Below are 16,593 nucleotides of genomic sequence, written 5' to 3'. Positions count from 1 at the left end.
AGCGCGTCTTAAGGGGAAATTCACTGGTGAGGTGGCATATGACGCAGCAGGATGTGACCAGGGTATTAAAAGAGAATATCGAAGCCTTTAATGCCGGCGATTGGCAGCGTTTCAAAGCGACTCTTACGCAGGACAGTGTTTATGAGGAAACGGGCACCCAGCGGCGAATCCAGGGCGCAGACGAGATAGTTAAGGCAGACCAGGAGTGGCGTAAGGCCTTCCACGATGCCAGAGGCACCATCCGCAATATTTTTGCCAGCGGCAATAGCGTGGTGGCGGAAATAACCTGGGAAGGGACTCACAGGGGAGCCATCCAAATGCCCGGCAACTCGATACCAGCCTCTGGTAAGCGAGTAAAATTGCCCGCTTCCATGGTCGCCACCGTGCAGGGTGGAAAGATAAAAGAGACCCGCCATTACTTTGACATGGTGACTATGCTCCAGCAGGTAGGGGCCATGGAAGAGGCAGGCGCGCGAAGATAATAGTTACACCTTGTCCGTAATCTTAAGGGCCTGGGAATAATTCCAGGCCCTTAAGATTTGTGCTGTAGACTCTTCTATCCGACGAAGCACGTGCCTCATACTACTGCAGGTAGATACCCTCCACGGTTTCCTTGGTTAGTTCCTCTTCCAGGTCTGCCAGCAGTTTCTTTTCCCTTGCCGAAAGGCTCTTTGAAACCCAAGCGGCTACCCAACGTTTGTCCTTGGCGGTTTCATCCCATAGCAGCCTCAGAGCTATCTCTAATTGCTGCTCATCAGCCATGCGCTCTTTCACCAAGGGCAGCACAAACTCCACCTCCTCCTCCAGATGGGCGTTTTGGGCTACCTGTAAAGCGACCACGCAGCCATAGAAGTGTCTATGTCCGCGTATACTGAGGTTGCCGTCGCTGAACTCCTTGCTCAAGCATGTCGCTGTATTCCCTATGCGCTCGCCAAGGCGCGCATGTTCCTCTTCATTCTCTCTGGCGATCATGGAATTAGCGATAGGCCCCGTCATGTATTTGTCTTCGTTGACGGCATGGTACCCCAGAGCCTTTGCCCAGAAGTTGAAACCCTCCTTCACGGCCTTCAGGTCGTCTGCTGTGGCCATGTCGTCAGCCGTGGCAACCACACGCTCTGCCTCCCCTCTTAGGGCCTTATGAATCAGGTGCATCACGTCGATGGAACTTTTTAGGGTAGTTATCTCATTGTTCATCTCAGTCTCCTCACATCGGGCTAAACCCCTAATTTAGTTGAAAGCCAGGGAAGCGTTGCATCTCCAAAAGTCCGGCCGTTACTTATTACCTCCAAACTTCTTCATTTGCTAATGACCACCTCCTTCGGCATTTCCCTGGAATACCTCCGGATTTGGCGCGCCCTCTACTATCAGATATCCTGCCAGGCCGCGCTCCGCCCTGGAAAGGGCATGGTCCACCAGTATGTACCTTCCGGGCACCTCCACCTTGAACTCCACCATAGCGGCGCCTCCCGCCGGCACCAGCGTGGTCTGAACATCGGTTAGTGGCGTTGAAGTCAGCGACCCCTGGTTGTATACCCGATCGAAAATTTCGCCGATGACGTGGAAGGAGGACGTGAAGTTCGGCCCTCCGACGCCGTAGAAGATCCGCACAGTCTCACCCACGTTGGCCTTCAGCGGGTGTTCCTGCGTCAGCGCGCCGACCGCCCCGTTCATGACGAAGTACTCGGCATCCTCCGACAACATTTTGTCGATGCTGGTATCCAGATGTCCCTTGGTGCCGTGGGGCTGCCTGGTATAGATTTCGCCTTGCATTACGTAGAACTCCCTGTCCACCGGCGCCAGGCCATCCTCAGGCTCCACCAAGATAAGCCCATACATGCCATTGGATATGTGATGGGCTACCATAGGTGTTGCGCAGTGGTACACGTACAGCCCTGGATTAAGGGCCTTGAAAGTGAAGGACTTCTCCTCTCCCGGCGCGACCTGCGTAGCCACCGCCCCGCCGCCGGGTCCGGTAACGGCGTGCAGGTCTATGGAGTGGCCGGTAGTGCTGGACGACAGATTCTTTAGCTTCAACTCAACTGTGTCACCGGCACGCACACGGACGAAAGGCCCTGGCACTGTTCCGCCGAAAGTCCAATAGGTATAGGTTGCGCCGTCAGCCAGCCGTCCTTCAGTCTCTATAGCCTCCAGCGCTACCGGCACATGCTGCGGCTCCCGACGGCCTATCGGCCCGGGCAGATCGGTGGGCGGTTTAACCACGCTTGGCGCTTTTGTACCCGGGTCTTGGCCGCCCTCGCCCACAATTACTAAACCCTCCATGCCCGCCAGTCGATGGCCCGGCACTGAGCAGAAGTAAACAAACTGGCTCTCTTTGTTAGCAGTAAATGTGACGGTCGTCGACTGCCCTACCGTCGTAACATAGTCGGTTTTGGCGTTCAGGTCAGGCACCGTAAAGTCGTGCTGGATGCCGTCCCCGTTTACCAGCGTCACTTGCACCGGTCGGCCCACGGGCACTCGTAGGACCGGGTTAACTTGGCCGTCAATGGCGCCGCCTTTGCCTACAAAGACCAGCTTTCCCTGGGAAAGCCCTGTGGTCAAGGTAAACGAGGTCCCCGCAGGAGAGCCTGAGCCTCCGTCGCCAGCTTGCCGCGTAGGTGTCGCCGTTGGGCTGGGCCGGGGGCTGGGTGTGGGTGTACGCGCCTTTGTAGCCGTTGGCGTGGGCGTCGGGTCCGCTCTCACAGCGGTGCAGCCTATAGCCAGTGCTATCAAGCTCAGGACTGCCACCAAGAGGTAGATAGATTTTGAATTAAGCTTTGGCGTTGTCATGCCTTATCTCTCCCCTGTGACTCGCATTACCAAGACGTGGACGGGCACGGCCAGCGCCGCGATGATCAGCCCCAGCACCACAGTCACCGCTCCCATTCCAATAGCCAGGTCTCCCACTCCGAATCCAACGATTGTCAGGTTCAGCGAGTTGCGGAGCGTAAGCCCGTTCAGATACACCTGCCGGTTGGGGTCGTCGCGCTGCATCGAAGAGTAAGGCCCAAACCTCCCGAAGGTATGGGCCTCAATAGCCTCCGCCTGGGCCCTTGCTGTCTGCACGTCCTCCACCGGCACCCCCGGAATGGAGGCGTCGGCGCTGGTGATTACCTCCTCCTGGCGCAGGGCGGCTCGAATATCGCTCTTTGCCTCCGCGCCCAGGACTATAAAAGCGACCCCCATGGCCATCATTCCCAGGCCCATAGCTATGGCAATAACCACGGCTATTTTGCTGACAGTTCTGAGGCTCATATCCTTACTCCTTCGAGTTTGCTACACAAATTATCGATGCCGCGTCTGTGGAGCGCATGAAGAGAAAGCACTAAATGAATAGGTAGAATGCATCAGATACCGGAACGCATGTTAAAATGGTGTGGCTTCGCAAAGGCTGTAAGGGATGATTCATGGAGATGCCAAAGGCTACAAAACTGAACTTGGAGCGAGATGATGAGGTCCTGGAACTGTTCACTCGAACGGAGGATGGCGTGTTTGTGGTGGACAGCTCTCATCGCATCATGCTCTGGAATCAGGCTACTGAACAGATACTAGGCTTCTCTGCGAAAGAGGTAATAGGCAAGCCCTGTTTTGCAGTCGTCAGCGGCATGGACCAAGCGGGTCATACCGTCTGCCAAATGGACTGTCGCGTTATGCAAATAGGCAAGACACACGGCATTCCGCCGTCAGTTCAGGTGGCTACTAAAACCAAAGATGGACGTTCTATCTGGCTTAGCATAACGCACATCGTAATTCCATCTCGTGACGCCAAGCTGTCCTCTATGGTTCACATCTTCCGGGATGTCTCCACCCAGATGGCAAACCAGGACCTCTTGTCTCGCTTGGCCCAACTCGCCGCCGGGTCATTAAGGCCAGCGTCGCCCACTGCGCCAGCTTCATCGCCCGGACCTAATCAGGAATTAACCCCGCGAGAAGTTGAAGTCCTGCGACAGATGTGCAAGGGCAAGAACTCCAAGGCCATTGCTGACGACCTGGTTATCAGCCGCACCACGGCGCGTAATCATATCCAGAGCATTCTTAGTAAGCTGGGCGTGCATACCGCCCTGGAAGCCGTGGCCTTCGCCTCCAGCCATCGCCTTCTAAATCGGGATTAGCGGTCGGTTTGCTGCCATCCCTTTTTCGCCCGGGCCCTAGCCCCACATATCATCTGCTGGAACGTTGTCCATACGAAGGGCTTCAATAAGATGGCGCTCGCCTGTGGTCAAGTTTCGCCCCAGCCACTTGAGAACCCATAGACAATCGGCGGCTTGGTCGTCGATGAGGATGCGCCGGATTATAGCTGTTTGCTGCTGGTCGGAGAAGTGCTGGCGGACTAGGGGCAGCACAAACTCCTCTTCCTCCTCTAGATGGTCATCTTGCGCTATCTGTAAGGAGACAACCCCGCCATAGAGGTGGCGCTGAGTGCTGGCGACCAGGCGCTGCTTGCCTATTTCGCTGTCCAGGCATTTAACCACTGCCTCAAGCCGCTGCTCTAGCTTGCGGTGGCTTTCTTCGTTTTCGTTAACTTGAGGTAGCTTAGGCATTACGGAGGTCATAAACTCATCCTCCATAATGGCGTGATAAGCCAGGGCGGAGGCCCATTCGTTAAAGTGACTGCGAAACCCGTGCAGGCTTTCGTTCGCGTCCAGGTTTCGGACCATGTCCTCAGCCCGGGCGCCATGTGCCCGAAGGGCCTTGTGAACAAGGTACATGACGTCAATTGGACTCTTGAGTGATGTGTACTCAGTCTCTTGTTTCAGCACTGCAGCACCTTGCTGTGGGTCATTTTGTTAGTCATACCGAATTTTAAGCTAGCACTTTTGCAGGCGCAATTCGTAGTGTTACTTATGATAGTCCATCACCTCTGCCCAGATCCCTTGTTCTTTTGGACTGAAGCCGGCTTCTCTTCCTGTTTCTTTTGCGCTCCAGGCTTGTAGAGCAATATCGGCAGCGACGATTTCCTAAGGACTTCGTCTGCCACGCTCCCTAAGACCATGCGGCCAATACCGCTGCGTCCGTGGGTGGCCATGATAATTAGGTCGACGCCGTAGTCTTTGGCACAGCGAATGATCTCCTCCGCCGCCAGTCCGCGAACCGTCACACACTGGACGTCAATACCCTTTTCCCTCATCGGCTGCGCTGTCCATTCCAGGTATGCCTTAGCCTCTTCCTCGGTCCGCTTCAAGAATTCCTCTGTATAGTCCGCGTAAGGCGCTGCGCCGAATTCTGCCGGCCCCATAACTGAGCGCACCGGCACGATTACTTGAAGCAAGAGGACCTGGCTTTCACACTGTAGCGCTAGTTCCGTAGCCTGGACCACAACCTCCTCGGCCAGGGGCGAACCGTCCAGCGTGATCAACATTCGCTTGTACATGGCTTTCCTTTCTTTACTGGGATTAGACTTTTATCAGCGACTCGGGCAATTGCTCAAAGTGTGAGCATTGCAGGCACATCCACAGGATGCTTGACCCGTCCTGGAAAAAGAGCACGTCGCCGTTGCAATAAGGGCAGCCTTGAGGAATAAGCAGGAGCGCCTGCCTTTGCCGCTGTTGTGGCAAATGCTGGGCAGTTGGCTTTTCGGTTAGGAAACCCTGCCTTGTCATAGCTTCCCCTCACTCGAATTGGTTTACAGGACAAGCGTAACGATTGCGCAGGGGTATAGACAGGGCTAATTTCATCATTTCAATGATTAAGTTGCATCAACCCCTAAATTCTTAACTCCTTGAAATGCTTCATACCGTAGTCCCGATTTCAATGATTACTCATTTAAGGGTTGGCAATTCACCATTAGGCCGCTAGAATACCCCAAGACTTTTATAGGACTATTCGCCATCAAGATTCATGAATACCAGTCCAAGGCCCTGCTGGCCAAATACGGCGCTCCGACGCCCCGCGGTCACGTCGCCTCCACCCCCAACGAGGCCGAAGCGGCGACTCGAGACCTGGGCGGCAAGGCCGTGGTTAAAGCGCAGGTGTACGCTGGCGGTCGAGGGAAGGCCGGCGGCGTGCGGCTTGTTAACTCGCCTCAGGACGCCTCCGATTACGCCAGCAAGCTCATCGGTTCCCGCCTCGTCACCCACCAGACGGGCAAGGAAGGTGTCCCTGTCCACAAGGTCCTCGTCGAAGAAACCGCCTCGGTAGCCAAAGAGCTGTACCTGGCTTTGACGGTAGACCGCTCCGCCCAGGGGCCGGTGTTCATCGCCAGCGCCGCCGGCGGCATGGACATCGAGGAGGTGTCCGCCAAGCAGCCCGAGAAGATATATCGCGAGGGCGTGGATATCGCCATCGGCCTCCAGCCCTTCCAGGCCCGCCGCGTCGCCCGCGCCCTGGGCCTCAGCGGCGACCAGGCCAAGGCGGCAGGTTCTATGCTTACCGCTATCTATCGCATGTTCATGGAATTGGACTGCACGCTGGTGGAGGTTAACCCCCTGGCCGTGACCTCCGACGGCAAGGTCATCGCCCTCGACGCCAAGGTGGACCTGGAGGACGACGCCCTTTTCCGCCACCCTGACCTGGCCGCCCTGGCCGACCCGGCCCAGGAAGACCCCTCCGAGGCCCAGGCCCACGAGGCCAAGGTGGCCTTCGTGAAGCTGGAGGGCTCCGTTGGCTGCCTGGTCAACGGCGCTGGCCTGGCCATGGCGACTATGGACCTGGTGCGGCGGGTAGGCGCGACGCCGGCCAACTTCCTGGACGTGGGCGGCGGCGCTGACGACGAGAAAGTGGTCAAGGCCGTCAACATTATGCTTTCGGACTCGGGCGTGAAGGGTATCCTCATCAACATCTTCGGCGGCATCCTGCGATGCGACATCGTCGCGCGGGGCGTTGTCCGCGCCTGCCAGGAGCGTAGCGCGAGCCTTCCCATCATCGCCCGCCTTCAGGGCACCAACGTGGAGCAGGCCTGCGAAATCCTGGCGCAGTCCGGCCTGGATGTCTTCTTCGCCACCACTTTGCTGGAACTTGAGGCCCAGCTTAAGAGAGCTTTACCAACGTTGCGCTCAGCTAACGAGCTGAGTGAGGATTGAAATATGAGCGTCCTGGTCAGTAAAGACACCCGGCTTCTAATCCAGGGCATCACGGGCCGCGAGGGCGGCTTCCATGCCCAGCGATGCGTTGAATATGGTACCAACGTGGTCGCTGGCGTCACGCCCGGGCGAGGCGGTACCATGGCCTTCGATAAAGTCCCGGTCTTTGATTCCGTTGACCAGGCTGTCCGAGAGACCGGCGCCAACGCCACATTAATCTTCGTCCCCGCGCCCTTCGCCCAGGACGCTATGATTGAGGCTGCCGAGGCGGGCGTGGAGCTTATCGTCAGCATCGCCGAAGGCGTGCCCGTCCTGGACTCAGGCCGCGTCCTCCGCTACCTGCGAGGCCGCAAGAGCCGCCTCTTAGGCCCCAACTGCCCCGGCCTTATTTCGCCCACCGCTAAATGCAAAGTCGGCATCATGCCCGGCTCTATCCACCGCCCAGGTCGAGTCGGCGTGGTGTCTCGGAGCGGCACCCTCACCTACGAGTGCGTCAGCCAGCTCAGCGCCTTGGGCATCGGTCAGTCCACCTGCGTCGGCATCGGCGGCGACCCGCTCATCGGCACCAACTTTGTGGATGTGCTCAAGCTCTTCAACAAAGACATCGACACAGACCTGGTGGTGCTCATCGGCGAGATTGGCGGCTCTATGGAGCAGGAAGCCGCCGCGTATATCAAGCGCAACTTCAAGAAGCCCGTGGTGTCGTTCATTGCCGGGGCCACGGCCCCGCCGGGGAAGCGCATGGGCCATGCGGGGGCTATCATTACCGGCGCCGCCGCCACCGCCGAGGCCAAGAACAAGGCCCTGAAGGACGCCGGCGCTCACGTGGTGCCGTCGCCGGGGGAGATGGGTGTGACGGTGCAGAGGGTACTGGGCGGGCGGTAACTCTTCAGCGCCGTCTCGCGCCTGGTTTACCCTTCGCTCTCACTGACTGAACAAACCCTTTGACCATCGCCACGTAATCCGTTGGGTGACTCAGATGGGGGACGTGGCCCGCACCTGTTATGGTCTTTTGAGTGCTGCCTGGGATCGATTTGGCGATTCCAGCGGCAATGGGCGAGAAGAAGGGCGGGCTGCTGTCGCCATGGGAAATGAGCTCTGGGCGCGTGAACTTGGACAGGCCCTTGAGGTCAATAGACAACGCATCCGGGTCATTCGCCTCGTCCAGGAAGGTAACTGCATTACTTATAAACGTTTCTTTTGTCACTGCGGGTAGACGTTCCCATGCCCCCGGACCGAATGCCACTGTGTTCACAAACTGTTCTGCGCCGCCTGCCATATCGCCCTGCTTTAGCCGCTCGATGACACTTCCTATCCGAGCCTTGGTCTCTCGCAGCATATCCCGAAACTTTGGCTCCCCATCAATAACTGAGAAGAGCGGCGGCTCGTGCGCGATAAGTGAGCGGAACAACCCTGGATTCTTAGCCGCACATCCCAGGACAATCGAAGCGCCGAAGGAGTTCCCGGCGATATGGGCTGGCGCTAAGCCAAGATGCTCAACCAGTGCCGCCAGGTCTGCGATGTCCTCATGGACGCTTCCCTGACCCGCTGGCCGTTCGCTGCGGCTATGCCCGCGGCGGTCATAGGTAAGGACACGAAAGGACTCGGACAGCGGGCCGAAGACCATGTCCCAGTTGTTGGAGTTGCCCCAGGAGCCGTGGACCAGGACCAGCGGCTCGCCTGAAGCCCCCTTAAGTTCGTAATAGAGATTGATACCGTTTACACGGGCGTGCGCTATGGCTTCACCTCCATCCGCCGATATTCATGGCGGACTGGCGACGAGTGTTATTCTACGCCATACCAGTTAACGTCTTGTCAACCGCCTTCCGCACCTTCTCCGCCACCTCCTCACGGCTCCCCCGCCCGTCCACCACCACCCACGATTCAGGCGACTCCTCAGCCAGCGCCAGATAGCCGTCCCGGACGCGTTGCAGGAACTCCCGTCCGGAACTCTCTATCACGTCCTGCTTGGTGCCTTTCTTGCGATGGACAATGACCTCCACAGGCGCGTCCAGCAGCACCGTCAGCGTCGGCTCTAGGCCGGCGGCGGCATCGGCGTTGACGCGTCGAATCAGCGACAGGTCCAGCCCGCGGCCGTAGCCCTGGTAGGCCAGCGTCGACGCGGTAAACCGGTCGCACACCACCACCTTGCCCTTGGCCAGCGACGGCTTTATAAGCTGCGACACGTGCTGGGCGCGGCTGGCGGCGAATAAGAACAGCTCGGACAGGTTGGTGCGCTCTGGAACGGTCTTGAGCCAATGGGCAATGGTCTCGCCCAGGGGCGTGCCGCCGGGCTCTCGCGTCAGAATAGCGTCGTAGCCCTTCTTCAGCAGCGCCTGATGGAAGGCGTAGGCCTGGGTGCTCTTGCCCGAGCCGTCAATCCCCTCGAAAACGATGAAAGGGGCCACAGCGCGTTACTTGGACATAAGCCGGACGTGGCGGTTAGGGTCGGCGCCGCTGGAGGTGGAGGAGAGGTTGTACTGGTCCGCCAGCAAGTGTTGCAGGCGTCGGATATAAGCCCGCTGCGGCGCCAGGTCCACGAACTCCTCCCCTTGCAGCACCCGCCGCGCCGCCTCGTGGGTCTCCTGCAAAGCGCCTTCCAGCGACTCGTCCTCATGCCCGTTGGAGGAGCCGTTGCGTTGCAGGCTGCGAAGCACCTGCTGCACCTGGGAGGCCGAGTTCTTGCGCACCACGTACACAGGCTTTCCGGCCTGCTCGGCGCTGTGAATAAGGCGCGCGCCGCGCTTGTAGTGGGTCTTGGTGGTAAGGATGAGGTCGGCGTTGCGCATCTCGTTGACCACGTCCACCGACATCCCAAGGTCGTCCGCCGCCTGCTCTATGCGGTCGCGGCCTACGCCGAAGGGGAACACCCGCGTCCCCGGAATCTCCCTCACCTCTCGTTCCTCAGGCTCCTCCTCGACTCTCCCGCCCGAATCCTCCCACCGCCGGCCTCCGCGGGCGGACTCCCGCTCGCGGCGCTTATAACCCTTCCGCTCTCGTCCCTGGCCTTGCTGGGACACGCCTACGTCTCGGGTGACGGCGGCGTGGCGTTCTTTCCTCACGCGCCCCAGGTCATCAATCGACCTGACCTCCGGCGCCAGGGGGTAGCCCCGAAGCCAGGCGTCCACCACCTTGGCTACGTCGTCGTGAACTGCCACCTTGTCCCAGCTCTGTATCTCCACCACTACCTCAAAGGTGGGAGGAGCCTTGCGCTCTAATACCGTCTTCTGGGTGCCGCGCGCACGGGCCTCCTCGTCGCCCAGGGTAACCGACTGGATGCCGCCCACCAGGTCTGACAGCGTCGGGTTCAATATAAGGTTATCGAGGGTGTTGCCGTGAGCGGTGGCGACCAGCTGGACGCCTCGCTCGGCAATGGTGCGGGCCGCCGCCGCCTCCAGCTCCGTCCCCATCTCGTCGATGATAATGACCTGCGGCATGTGGTTCTCCACCGCCTCGATCATCACGTTATGCTGCTGGCTGGGCGACGCGACCTGCATGCGGCGGGCGCGGCCAATGGCGGGGTGGGGTATGTCGCCGTCGCCGGCGATTTCGTTGGAGGTGTCCACAACAATAACGCGTCTGCGCGCCGTCTCCGCCAGCACACGGGCAACCTCGCGCAGCATGGTGGTCTTGCCGACGCCAGGTCTTCCCAGCAGCAGGATGCTCTTGCCTGAGAACACCAGGTCTTCAATGATGCGAATAGTGCCAAACACCGCGCGGCCCACGCGGCAGGTGACGCCCAGAATGCGGCCTTTGCGGTTCCGCATGACTGATATTCGGTGAAGCGTCCGCTCAATGCCCGCGCGGTTGTCCTCGCCAAAGTCCCCCACGCGCTGAATTACATAATCCAGGTCCTCCTGGCTGATTTCGCGGTAATCGAGGACCAGGTCTGAGTCAGGGAATCGGGCTTCGGGCAGACGTCCCAGGTCAAGTACAACTTCCAGGAGGTCGCTGAGGTTGGGCCGCTGGCGGAGGGGTTCGACTACGCGATGGGGCAGGCAAGCAAGCAGAAGCTCTAGATCGTCTCGGACGAGTTTTTCCCTTTGGGGAGGACTCTCGCTAGTAGGCGGTGAATGTTCTTGCAACACTTTTGGCCCTGGCTGGTTAGTCCTTATATCTATTTCTTCCATTAGCCGGTTTAACCAAGCTCAAGAAAAATTTGTGGAACCGAGTGTCCTCAGTCAGCTCAGGATGGAAGGAGGTCACCAGAAGGTTTCCCTGCTGGAGGGCCACCGGAGAGCCATCTGAGAGCTTTCCGAGAATCTCAACCCCTTCTTCTACTTTATCAATTGCGGGCGCTCTTATAAAGACAGCCCTGAAAGGCTTCTTGCCGACCTTGGGGAAATCTATGTCCGCCTCAAAGCTGTCCACCTGCCGTCCGAAGGCGTTTCGAGTAACGGTGATGTCCATTAAATGGAGAGGCTCTGGACGGTCGTCGGTCAGCCTGTCGGCCAGCATAATCATGCCTGCGCAGGTGCCCCAGATGGGCGTCCCCTTCTTGGCGACCCTGGTCACGGCGTCGGTCAGTCCGTAGAGGTCGAAGAGCTTGCGAAGGGTGGTGCTCTCGCCGCCGGGGATAATGACTGCGTCCACGCCGTCCAGGTCTTTGGGGAGGCGGACTTCCCGCGTCTCGACGCCTATCTTTTTAAGAATGGCGATGTGCTCGGCGAAGTCCCCCTGAACGGCGAGGACACCTACTATTAGCTTTTCCTTATTTTTCAAGGGCAAGGTTGGAGGTTTGGGGTGTTACCAGCCTCGCGTAGCCAGTAGCTGCTTATCAGTCAGGCTCTTTACGGCGATGCCGGACATGGGCGTTCCCAAGCCCTTGGAGACCTCGGCCACAATCTTGGGCTCACGGAAGTGGGTGGTGGCCTGAACAATAGCCTTAGCCATCTTGGCGGGGTTCTCCGACTTGAAGATGCCGGAGCCTACAAACACGCCGTCGGAGCCTAGCTGCATCATCAGCGCGGCATCGGAGGGTGTGGCGACGCCGCCGGCGGAGAAGTTCACCACGGGCAGGCGTCCCAGCTTCTTCACTTCCCTCACCAGCTCAATGGGAGCGCCCAGGTTCTTGGCCTCGGTAGGCAGCTCCTCATCCAGCATGTTCTTAATCTTACGAATCTCGTCCTGCACGGTGCGGTTGTGCCTGACGGCCTCTACCACGTCGCCGGTGCCAGCCTCGCCCTTGGTGCGGATCATGGCCGCGCCCTCGGATATGCGGCGCAGGGCCTCGCCCAGATTGCGGCAGCCGCAGACGAAGGGCACCTTGAAGTCGTGCTTCAAAACGTGGTGGTCTTCGTCGGCGGGGGTGAGGACTTCCGACTCGTCTATATAGTCGATGCCTAGAGCTTCCAGGACCTGGGCTTCTACAAAGTGACCGATGCGGCACTTGGCCATGACGGGAATAGTCACGGCCTCCTGGATTTCGATGATCTTAGTGGGGTCGGACATTCTGGCGACGCCGCCGGCGGCTCGGATGTCGGCGGGCACACGCTCCAGGGCCATGACGGCGCAGGCGCCGGCATCTTCAGCAATCTTAGCCTGGTCAGCGGTGACCACATCCATGATAACGCCGCCCTTTAGCATCTGGGCCAGTCCAACTTTGACCTTCCAAGTACCTGTAGTACCTGTCTCCATTGCCGCTCCTTTCACATATGTAGGGGAGAGATGTAGAAACTGGGCGTATTATACGCCAGGGGATATTCTTTCGCAATTAAGTCTGCCTATCGAGCCGTTACCCGTCATACTAACAATGATGAGCATTTGGGGAAGAGGCTATCAAGCTTGATTGCGGCCCTGGAACTAGTATCTTATGATAGGTTTACCCTACGGACATGGCCGGAGTCTCTTGAGTCCTGAATATGACATCCTGGTAAACCTTGTCATCATTGTGGCGGCCGCCGCCATCGGCGGTCTGGTGGCTATCAGGCTCGGACAGCCTGTAATTCTGGGTTATCTTCTAGCCGGCGCCCTCTTCGGCCCCTTCACCCCCGGTCCTGAGGTGGAGTTTGAGGGCCTGCGATTTCTCACTCAGATAGGCCTTGCCCTGCTGCTTTTTGTGATGGGCGCCAACCTCCCTGTTTCCAAATTTAGGGAGATGGGCCCTGTGATCCTTTTCGGCGGCCTGGCGCAGATAGTATTGACCATCCTTCTTGGAATCCTTCTGACGCCGGTCTTTAACCTGAGCCTGGCTGAAGGCATCTTGTTGGGCACTATTCTTGCCCAGACTAGCAGCGCGGCCATTATCAAGATTCTCGAAGACCGCAACGAGGGCGACTCTGTCCACGGCAGGATTGCCCTTGGTGTGAGCGTAGTCCAGGACCTTTCCTCTGTCCCTCTATTGTTATTGCTGCTGGTGTTCCTTGGGGCCGACGCCGAGGGACTTGTTTCGCTTCCTCTGGCTATCCTGGAAGTCATCGGCGTCTCTGCGGCTGTATTTTTTACCGGTCGTCTTGTGTGGCCCCGCCTTATTGACTGGGTGGGGAAGTACGACTCAGGCGAGATAACGCTGCTGACTGCCGTGGCCGTGGCGATAGGGAGCGGGCTGGCCCTCAGCGCTCTAGACCTGTCCTTTACCCTGGGGGCCTTTGTGGGCGGTCTCGTCGCCGCCGACGCCATCCGCCGGAATAACATGGACGCCAGGCTCATGCCTTTGCGGGACGTTTTCGCCGCCCTCTTCTTTGTGTCCATTGGAATGCTTTTCGACCCCGATAGCCTTACCCAAAACCCCATGTGGTTCCTGGCGATATTAGCGGCCGTTATCCTGGGGAAATCTTTGATTTCCGCCGCCGCGATAAAGCTCTTTCGCTACCCCCTGGTGACGGCTGTTCTAGGCGGGATCCTGCTGGCGCAGATCGGCGAGTTTGCTTTTATCGTCGCCGACGTTGGACTGGAGCAGGGCGCCATCTCCAGGGAGATGTTCTCGCTGGTGGTGGCCGCGGCCATTGTGAGCATCGCCCTAAACTCCCTGGTGCTGGAATCGGCGCCGCGGCTCCTGCTGGCGGCCGCAGGAGCCCGAGTGCTGCCGCTCACGCTGGACAGGTGGTCCAGAAACGCGCTGCGAATTTTGGGCCAGCCTTCTACTCTGGCAAAGCAGTTGAAAGAACAGGGCCGCACCCTGGCGAGCAGAAAAATCGAAGAGTCTAAATTCAATAGGACAAGCTGGCGCAGGATTGCGGCATTTCGGAAGCGTATGGCCGCCAAGGGCGAGAGGGACGTGGAAGAGGCGGGACCTTCAGAAGAGAGCGATGTGAAATGATAGGTTTTTCTGTTACCCCAAAACTCAAAACTGCCCCTTGTCATCCTCCTCAACTTTTGCTACGCTGATTTCAACTTAATAGCGGGATACGGACCGACCTTTAAATACAGCCCGGTGAGGCTGGCAAGGCAGGGCCGCACTAGATGTGGACTCAGCGCACCCCTTGTCAGCCGTCGACAAGGGGTTTTTAGTTGCCAAACACTAAAGAAGCCATAAGCTCAAAAATACTGATGACCGAGGACGACCTGCGCCGCGTCCTCTCCCGCATGGCCCACCAGGTGCTGGAACGCCACAAAGGCGTCGATGACCTGGTGCTGGCCGGCATCCCCACCCGAGGCCTCCCCATAGCCCAGCGCCTCGCCCAAAAGCTCCTCGATTTAGAGGGCGACGCCGTCCCCGTGGTGTGCCTCGACCCCCGGCCCTTCCGCGACGACCGGTCCAACCACTCCAACGGCCCGGTCAAGGCGGCTCCCCTATCCGCACCCGTCGCCGGTCGAAAAGTCATTATCGTTGACGATGTGCTGTTCACGGGCCGCACCTCCAGGGCTGCTCTTGACGCCCTCACCCACGCCGGCCGCCCCGGCCTGGTGGAGCTGGCGGTGCTGGTGGACAGGGGACATCGCGAGCTGCCCATCCGCGCCGACTACGTCGGCAAAAATCTGCCCACGTCGATGTCCGAGCGGATCCAGGTGCGATTGAAGGAAGTCGATGGCGTTGACCAGGTAGCCCTTATTCGCTACAGGGAGGAGTAGGTATGCGCAAGAACAGCCTTTCCACCATAGAAGACCTGAGCAACCAGCAGATTGAGGACGTTCTGGAGCTGGCAGGGGAGATGCAGCAAGACCTGCGGGCCTGCTACGGCCTGGCCTCCGGTTATCTCATGGCGAGCCTGTTCCTCGAGCCCAGCACCCGCACCCGCGGCTCCTTCGAGTCGGCCATGAAGCGCCTCGGCGGCCAGACCATCACTACCGCCGACGCCGCCACGTCCTCCCTCGCCAAGGGCGAGACCCTGGCCGACACCATGCGTGTCTGGAGCGGCTACGCTGACCTCATTGTCATACGCCACCCCTGGGAAGGCTCCGCCCGCCTGGCCGCCGAGTACGCCACCGTACCCGTGGTCAACGCCGGCGACGGCGGCCACGAACACCCCACCCAGACCCTCTGCGACTTGCTGACCCTTAAAAAGGAACACGGCGCTCTGGAGGGCCTGCGAGTCGCCCTCTGTGGCGACTTGAAAAACGGTCGCACCGTCCACTCGCTCACCCTGGCCCTGCTGCGATTTGGCGCTCAAATCATCTTCGTCCCCGGCGAGGGTCTGGACCTGCCGGACTATCTAAAACAGCGCATCGTCTCCGAGTACGGCGTGCCCATCGAGCGTGTCAGCGCCAAGGACATGGACCTGGGCGCGCTCTTTGAAGGGCGTGAGGGCGACAGCGCCTTTCTAAACGCGGTCTACATGACTCCCACACAGCCTCATCAGCTGGCCATACACCAGCAGGACGCCCTGGTTAAATTCGCCTCCAAAGGACGGCCTCTGGCTTTGTACATGACTCGCAAGCAGAAGGAGCGGGAAGGCAGCGGCGCGCCTGGGGCCTACCCCAAAGTCAACGCCCGCATCATGAGCAGTTCCTCCCTCTCCAAAGCTGTCGTTATGCATCCCCTGCCTCGAGTCGATGAGCTTGCCACCGATATGGACCAGGACCCTCGCAGCAAATACTTCGAGCAGGCCTGGAACGGCGTGCCCGTGCGCATGGCCCTCATATCGCTTATTCTGGGCCTCAAGCCTTGGCGTCGCGCCACAGACACCGCCCCTGGCAAGCCCCAGGTCCTGGTGGCCGCTGAGGGTTTGCGCTGCGTCAATCCCATCTGCGTCGTCAACAAGGAGCCTCAAAACGCCCATGCCGAGGTGGTGTTCTACTCCAAGCCCTCCCCCTGGTTCCTCTGCAAGTACTGCGAGCGTCAGGCGCCGGCGGAATATTTTATACCTTCAGGCCAGACTCATTCCCGTCCGATAAAGGAGCTAATGGTCTCATCGATGGACCAGCTTTCGCGCCTGCGCTTCTTACCGGACAGGCAGTCCGCCATAGCGGCGGGCTTCCCACCCACTCTATCTGAGCATTCCAAAGTAATCGAGGTGAAGGGTTAATGCCACGCAAGGCTTACTTAGCCCTGGAAGACGGCGCCGTTTTCGAAGGCTACAGCTTCGGCGCCGAAAAGGCCGCCCACGGCGAGGTGGTGTTCAACACCAGCATGACGGGCTATCAGGAGGTCCTCACCGATCCCTCTTACGCCGGCCAGGTAGTGTTGATGACCTACCCC

Annotated in this window: 18 protein-coding genes; 8 read left to right on the top strand and 10 right to left on the bottom strand. The window is 59.1% G+C overall.

Translation table 11 applies throughout. The features are described from left to right. Positions 1-38: 38 nt before the first annotated feature. The gene (locus tag FJ320_08435) at positions 39-482 is read left to right on the top strand and encodes an ester cyclase (protein MBM3925997.1); all 444 of its coding nucleotides are present in this window, start codon (positions 39-41) and stop codon (positions 480-482) included. A 100-nt stretch (positions 483-582) separates the two neighbouring features. Here the strand turns inward: FJ320_08435 and FJ320_08430 are convergent, their stop codons facing one another. From FJ320_08430 to FJ320_08420, 3 genes are all read right to left on the bottom strand, one after another. Next, a complete protein-coding gene (locus FJ320_08430; protein MBM3925996.1) occupies positions 583-1,194 on the bottom strand; it encodes a hemerythrin domain-containing protein in 612 nt (203 codons plus the stop codon). Between the two features lie 108 nt (positions 1,195-1,302). Then, complete coding sequence (gene nirK, locus FJ320_08425) at positions 1,303-2,730, bottom strand: nitrite reductase, copper-containing (protein MBM3925995.1); 1,428 nt, start codon at positions 2,728-2,730, stop codon at positions 1,303-1,305. 60 nt (positions 2,731-2,790) lie between these two features. Further along, entirely contained in the window at positions 2,791-3,252 is a 462-nt protein-coding gene (locus FJ320_08420) for a hypothetical protein (GenBank protein MBM3925994.1), read from the bottom strand. A gap of 152 nt (positions 3,253-3,404) precedes the next feature. On the opposite strand from FJ320_08420, the gene FJ320_08415 reads away from it, so the two are divergent. Then, entirely contained in the window at positions 3,405-4,109 is a 705-nt protein-coding gene (locus tag FJ320_08415; protein MBM3925993.1) for a PAS domain-containing protein, read from the top strand. Between the two features lie 36 nt (positions 4,110-4,145). Here FJ320_08415 and FJ320_08410 read toward each other — a convergent pair whose 3' ends face one another. Beyond that, on the bottom strand, positions 4,146-4,706 hold the full coding sequence (locus FJ320_08410; protein ID MBM3925992.1) for a hypothetical protein: 561 nt from the start codon (positions 4,704-4,706) through the stop codon (positions 4,146-4,148). A gap of 146 nt (positions 4,707-4,852) precedes the next feature. Continuing rightward, positions 4,853-5,368, bottom strand: coding sequence for a universal stress protein (locus tag FJ320_08405; protein MBM3925991.1), 516 nt, complete (start codon positions 5,366-5,368; stop codon positions 4,853-4,855). 457 nt (positions 5,369-5,825) lie between these two features. Here FJ320_08405 and sucC point away from each other — a divergent pair, with 457 nt between their 5' ends. Both sucC and sucD read left to right on the top strand, forming a co-directional pair. Next, positions 5,826-7,016 carry an ADP-forming succinate--CoA ligase subunit beta gene (sucC, locus tag FJ320_08400; GenBank protein MBM3925990.1) on the top strand — a complete coding sequence of 397 codons (1,191 nt, stop codon included), beginning with the start codon at positions 5,826-5,828 and terminating at the stop codon, positions 7,014-7,016. A gap of 3 nt (positions 7,017-7,019) precedes the next feature. Next, positions 7,020-7,901: a succinate--CoA ligase subunit alpha gene (gene sucD, locus FJ320_08395; GenBank protein MBM3925989.1), complete on the top strand. Its 882-nt coding sequence runs from the start codon at positions 7,020-7,022 to the stop codon at positions 7,899-7,901. Positions 7,902-7,905: 4 nt separating this feature from the next. On the opposite strand, the gene FJ320_08390 is transcribed toward sucD, so the two are convergent. Genes FJ320_08390 through pdxS form a run of 5 tightly spaced genes read right to left on the bottom strand, consistent with a single transcriptional unit; the run spans position 7,906 to position 12,653 of the window. After that, positions 7,906-8,754, bottom strand: a complete 849-nt coding sequence (locus FJ320_08390) for an alpha/beta hydrolase (GenBank protein ID MBM3925988.1) — start codon at positions 8,752-8,754, stop codon at positions 7,906-7,908. Between the two features lie 52 nt (positions 8,755-8,806). Beyond that, on the bottom strand, positions 8,807-9,424 hold the full coding sequence (gene tmk, locus FJ320_08385; protein MBM3925987.1) for a dTMP kinase: 618 nt from the start codon (positions 9,422-9,424) through the stop codon (positions 8,807-8,809). 6 nt (positions 9,425-9,430) lie between these two features. After that, on the bottom strand, positions 9,431-11,146 hold the full coding sequence (locus tag FJ320_08380) for an AAA family ATPase (protein MBM3925986.1): 1,716 nt from the start codon (positions 11,144-11,146) through the stop codon (positions 9,431-9,433). Beyond that, complete coding sequence (pdxT, locus tag FJ320_08375) at positions 11,121-11,738, bottom strand: pyridoxal 5'-phosphate synthase glutaminase subunit PdxT (protein ID MBM3925985.1); 618 nt, start codon at positions 11,736-11,738, stop codon at positions 11,121-11,123. The genes FJ320_08380 and pdxT overlap by 26 nt, the downstream gene beginning before the upstream one ends. Before the next feature lie 24 nt (positions 11,739-11,762). Then, the gene (pdxS, locus tag FJ320_08370) at positions 11,763-12,653 is read right to left on the bottom strand and encodes a pyridoxal 5'-phosphate synthase lyase subunit PdxS (protein MBM3925984.1); all 891 of its coding nucleotides are present in this window, start codon (positions 12,651-12,653) and stop codon (positions 11,763-11,765) included. A gap of 175 nt (positions 12,654-12,828) precedes the next feature. Between pdxS and FJ320_08365 the strand changes: the two genes are divergently transcribed. From FJ320_08365 to FJ320_08350, 4 genes are all read left to right on the top strand, one after another. Then, positions 12,829-14,274 (top strand): hypothetical protein, encoded by a 1,446-nt coding sequence (locus FJ320_08365; GenBank protein ID MBM3925983.1) that lies wholly within the window; start codon positions 12,829-12,831, stop codon positions 14,272-14,274. Between the two features lie 212 nt (positions 14,275-14,486). Next, the gene (pyrR, locus tag FJ320_08360) at positions 14,487-15,026 is read left to right on the top strand and encodes a bifunctional pyr operon transcriptional regulator/uracil phosphoribosyltransferase PyrR (GenBank protein ID MBM3925982.1); all 540 of its coding nucleotides are present in this window, start codon (positions 14,487-14,489) and stop codon (positions 15,024-15,026) included. A gap of 2 nt (positions 15,027-15,028) precedes the next feature. After that, a complete protein-coding gene (locus FJ320_08355; protein MBM3925981.1) occupies positions 15,029-16,420 on the top strand; it encodes a hypothetical protein in 1,392 nt (463 codons plus the stop codon). Next, a partial coding sequence (locus FJ320_08350) for a carbamoyl phosphate synthase small subunit (protein MBM3925980.1) occupies positions 16,420-16,593 on the top strand: 174 nt, incomplete at its 3' end. The genes FJ320_08355 and FJ320_08350, both read left to right, overlap by 1 nt.

The sequence above is a fragment of the SAR202 cluster bacterium genome (genome assembly GCA_016872285.1).
Lineage (GTDB): Bacteria > Chloroflexota > Dehalococcoidia > Lucifugimonadales.
Note: the sequence above shows the minus strand (reverse complement) of the source record. Positions and strands in the feature narration are given on the sequence as shown.

What these genes read in the sequence shown, in the direction of transcription:
- sucD (MBM3925989.1), top strand. Translation starts at nt 7,020, where the DNA reads ATGAGCGTCCTGGTCAGTAAAGACACCCGGCTTCTAATCCAGGGCATC.
- FJ320_08380 (MBM3925986.1), bottom strand. Translation starts at nt 11,146, where the DNA reads ATGGAAGAAATAGATATAAGGACTAACCAGCCAGGGCCAAAAGTGTTG.
- pdxS (MBM3925984.1), bottom strand. Translation starts at nt 12,653, where the DNA reads ATGGAGACAGGTACTACAGGTACTTGGAAGGTCAAAGTTGGACTGGCC.
- FJ320_08415 (MBM3925993.1), top strand. Translation starts at nt 3,405, where the DNA reads ATGGAGATGCCAAAGGCTACAAAACTGAACTTGGAGCGAGATGATGAG.
- FJ320_08405 (MBM3925991.1), bottom strand. Translation starts at nt 5,368, where the DNA reads ATGTACAAGCGAATGTTGATCACGCTGGACGGTTCGCCCCTGGCCGAG.
- FJ320_08430 (MBM3925996.1), bottom strand. Translation starts at nt 1,194, where the DNA reads ATGAACAATGAGATAACTACCCTAAAAAGTTCCATCGACGTGATGCAC.
- FJ320_08435 (MBM3925997.1), top strand. Translation starts at nt 39, where the DNA reads ATGACGCAGCAGGATGTGACCAGGGTATTAAAAGAGAATATCGAAGCC.
- FJ320_08355 (MBM3925981.1), top strand. Translation starts at nt 15,029, where the DNA reads ATGCGCAAGAACAGCCTTTCCACCATAGAAGACCTGAGCAACCAGCAG.
- FJ320_08420 (MBM3925994.1), bottom strand. Translation starts at nt 3,252, where the DNA reads ATGAGCCTCAGAACTGTCAGCAAAATAGCCGTGGTTATTGCCATAGCT.
- FJ320_08365 (MBM3925983.1), top strand. Translation starts at nt 12,829, where the DNA reads ATGATAGGTTTACCCTACGGACATGGCCGGAGTCTCTTGAGTCCTGAA.
- FJ320_08410 (MBM3925992.1), bottom strand. Translation starts at nt 4,706, where the DNA reads ATGTACCTTGTTCACAAGGCCCTTCGGGCACATGGCGCCCGGGCTGAG.